Source organism: Inquilinus sp. YAF38 (assembly GCF_052113205.1).
In the GTDB taxonomy this organism is placed as follows: domain Bacteria; phylum Pseudomonadota; class Alphaproteobacteria; order DSM-16000; family Inquilinaceae; genus Inquilinus.
Window position 1 is genome coordinate 1 of the sequence record NZ_JBFRCU010000184.1, and the last position, 3392, is coordinate 3392.

The window sequence follows — 3392 nt, forward strand, 5'->3', positions numbered from 1 at the left end:
AACGGGGGCCGGGCTCGGTGCCGGAGCCGGGGCCAGCGCCACCGGCGCCGGCTCGGCTGGAACCACCGACAGGCCGCCGCCCGACGCCGCCATCCGGGCGCCTCCGCCGGGACCGGGACCCGGAACCGGGCCGGCGGTCACCGCCCCCTGGCTCTGCAGGTCGCCGAACTTGCGCACCAGCTCGCCCGGGCTGGGCAGATCGCTCATGTAGAGCAGGCGGATCAGCACCATCTCCAGCGCCGCCTGCGGGTTCGGCGCGGCCTGCACCTCGCCGGCCCCCTTCAGCAGGGTCTGCCAGGCCCGGGTCAGGCCGGGCAGCGAGATCCTCTCGGCCAGGGCGCCACCGCGCTTGCGCTCGACCTCCGGCACCGCCGGATCCTCGAGGACGGCCGGCACCATGCGGGCGCGGGTGACGAAATGGACGAAATCCAGCAGGTCGCCCAACACCGATTGCGGGTCGGCCCCGGCCCGGCGCGCCGCCTCCAGCCCCTCCAGCATCCGCGGGCCCTCGCCGGCGAAGGCGGCCTCCAGGATGTCGATGACGCTGGACCGGTCGGCCAGGCCCAGCATCTCGCGCACGCTGGCGGCGGCGATGAAGGGCTTGTCGCCGACCGGCGCGCCCTGGGCGATGGCCTGGTCCAGCAGCGACAGCCCGTCGCGGGCCGAGCCGTCGGCGGCGCGGGCGATCATGCCGACCGCCTCCGGCTCCGCCGCCACGCCTTCCTTGTCCAGGATCTCGCTGAAATAGGCCTGCAGCTGGTCGGCGCCGATGCGGCGCAGGTCGAAGCGCTGGCAGCGTGACAGCACTGTCACCGGCACCTTGCGGATTTCGGTGGTCGCGAAGACGAATTTCACATGCGGCGGCGGTTCTTCCAGCGTCTTCAACAGTGCGTTGAAGGCGTTTTTGGAGAGCATGTGGACTTCGTCGATGATGTAGACCTTGTAGCGCGACGCCACCGGGCCGTAGCGCACACCGTCGATGATCTCGCGGATGTCGTCGACGCCGGTGCGGCTGGCGGCGTCCATCTCCATCACATCGACATTGCGGTCCTGCAGGATGGTGCGGCAGGGCTCGCACACGCCGCAGGGATCGGCGGTCGGCCCGCCCTTGCCGTCCGGCCCGACACAGTTCAGCGCCCGGGCCAGGATCCGCGCCGTGGTGGTCTTGCCGACGCCGCGCACCCCGGTCAGCACGAAGGCATGCGCCAGCCGGCCGGAGGCGATGGCGTTGGTCAAAGTGCGCACCAGCGCGTCCTGGCCGATCATCTCGGCGAAGGTGGTCGGCCGGTATTTTCGCGCCAGCACGCGGTAAGCCACCGGCTTGGCCGGCTGCGGCGCGTCGTCTAGTCCGAGGGGCAAGGCTGCATCATCGCTCATGGCGGGCGATCATAGGGAATGGGGCCGGCGGTCGAAAGGGCGAAGGCGCCGCCTACTCCCCCGCCATCTCCCGCAGCTGCTTCACCCGCTCGATGTTCAGGGTCATCGGGCAGAAATAATACATCGGCGACCCGACATACGACCCTGCCAGCTCGCAATGATTGTCGCGATAGACGATCCAGGCCTTCTGCGCCTTCTCCACCTTGGCCGCATCCGCCGGACCATTCATCTTGGCGCTGATCGCCTGGTACAGCCGGTTCATCTCCGGCTTCGTCTGGTCCGCCACGCCCTCGGCGCAGGCGCTGACCGTGCCGTTGTTGGCGCCGCCGGCCTCGGCCACGCAGTCGCTGTAGATCTTGTCGTAGTCCTTCGGCCCCTCCGCCGCCGCGGCGGCGCCGGTGGTCAGGGCGATGGCTGCCAGCGACAAGGCAATCGGGACGAGCTTCATGGATCCCCTCCGGTTCGGTCGGAGCGGCACCTAGCATGAAACATCCGGCATCGGGAAGGTGGGAGACCGGCAGCGACCCGTATCGAAACTCGTTACGGCTGCTTCCTTCCGGATCTGACCGGGTTGGCGAGGGACACGCCCGCACCGATCTCCCGCGCCCTATATCGGTGCTTCGGGCGCCGGAGGCAAGTGCGGAATGACGGTTGCGTGTATCCGCTCAGCGCACGCCCTCGGCCGCCAGCGCGGCGATGCGGCGGCAGCAGGCCAGCAGCGGCGCGGCGTAGCGCTCGGGGTCGTCGATCGCGGCCCGGTATTTCGGGATGCTGACGCTGATGCAGCCGATCGCCCTGGCCTCCCCCGCGATGGGCGCCCCCGCGATGGCGCCGCCATAGCACCAGATTTCGGCCTCGTTCTCCTCGGCGTCGACGGAATAGCCGCGGGCGCGGATGCGCTCGATCTCCGCCGCCAGAGCCTCGACCGTGGTCAGGGTCTGCGGCGTCATCGCCGTGAGCTCGAGCTGCGGCAGCAGCGCCGCGGCCTCGTCCGGTGGCAGCGCCGCCAGCCAGGCCTTGCCGACCGAGCTGGAATGCAGCTTCACGCGGGTGCCGATGCGCGAGGCCATGCGCACCGCCTGCGGGCTTTCCAGCTTGTCGACATAGATCATCTCGGGCCCGCTGCGGACGGCGAGATGCACGGTCTCGCCGGTGGCGTCGCGCAGCTTCGCCAACTCCCCCGCCGCGATCAGGCGCAGCTCGAAACGGTCCCAGGCGCGGGCCGCCAGTGCCATCAGCCGCGGGCCGAGGCCATAGGCGCCGCCGCCTGGCCGCTCGGCCAGCATGCCCTCGGCCTGCAGCGCTGCGACAATGCGGTGCACGGTCGGCCGCGGATGGCCGGTCAGGCGGGCGATCTGCGCCACCGAGACCGGCTCGGCCGCGTCGGACACGGCCTGCAACACCGCCATCGCCTTGCCGAAGGCGGCCGCCCCCTGCACCGCTGCCGCACCGCCCTGCCCCATCCCGCGCCCCCTTTGTCCCTCAGGCGACGAGATAGCCGCCATCGACCGGCAGCGCCACGCCGGTGATGAAGCCGGCGGCCGGGCTGCACAGGAAGGCGACGGCCTGCGCCACCTCCTCCGGCCGGCCCCAGCGGCCCATCGGGGTGCGGCCGAGGATGGCGCCGGAGCGGGCCGGGTCGTCCTGCAGCGCCTGGGTCAGCGGCGTGGCGATCCAGCCCGGCGCCACCGCGTTCACCCGGATGCCGTCCTCGGCATAGGCGATGGCGAGCGACTTGGTCAGCTGCAGCACCCCGCCCTTGCTGGCGCTGTAGCCCGGTACCAGCCCGCCGCCGAAGAAGCTGAGCATCGAGGCGGTGTTGACGATGCAGCCCTTGGTCTGCCGCAGCAGCGGCCGGGCGGCGGCGCACAGCCGCATCGTGCCGGTCAGATTGACCGCCAGCACCTGCTCGAACACCGCAGGGTCGTGCTCGGCCCCGCGGCGGATCACCCCGGCGCAGTTGACCAGGATGTCGAGCCGGCCGAGCCCGCCGACCAGCGCCTCGACCCCTGCCG

4 protein-coding genes and 1 other RNA gene are annotated in these 3392 nt (G+C 71.5%); all 5 read right to left on the reverse strand.

Going from position 1 to position 3392, the window contains the following annotated elements; translation table 11 throughout:
- On the reverse strand, positions 1-1377 hold a 1377-nt coding region (locus AB4Z01_RS35985; RefSeq protein ID WP_441701622.1), incomplete at its 3' end, for a DNA polymerase III subunit gamma/tau.
- A gap of 52 nt (positions 1378-1429) precedes the next feature.
- Complete coding sequence (locus AB4Z01_RS35990) at positions 1430-1825, reverse strand: lysozyme inhibitor LprI family protein (RefSeq protein WP_441701624.1); 396 nt, start codon at positions 1823-1825, stop codon at positions 1430-1432.
- Positions 1826-1880: 55 nt separating this feature from the next.
- Positions 1881-1981: signal recognition particle sRNA small type (gene ffs / locus AB4Z01_RS35995), an RNA gene on the reverse strand.
- Between the two features lie 61 nt (positions 1982-2042).
- Positions 2043-2840 (reverse strand): IclR family transcriptional regulator, encoded by a 798-nt coding sequence (locus AB4Z01_RS36000; RefSeq protein WP_441701625.1) that lies wholly within the window; start codon positions 2838-2840, stop codon positions 2043-2045.
- A gap of 19 nt (positions 2841-2859) precedes the next feature.
- The coding region (locus tag AB4Z01_RS36005) for an SDR family NAD(P)-dependent oxidoreductase (RefSeq protein ID WP_441701627.1) at positions 2860-3392 on the reverse strand (533 nt) is incomplete at its 5' end.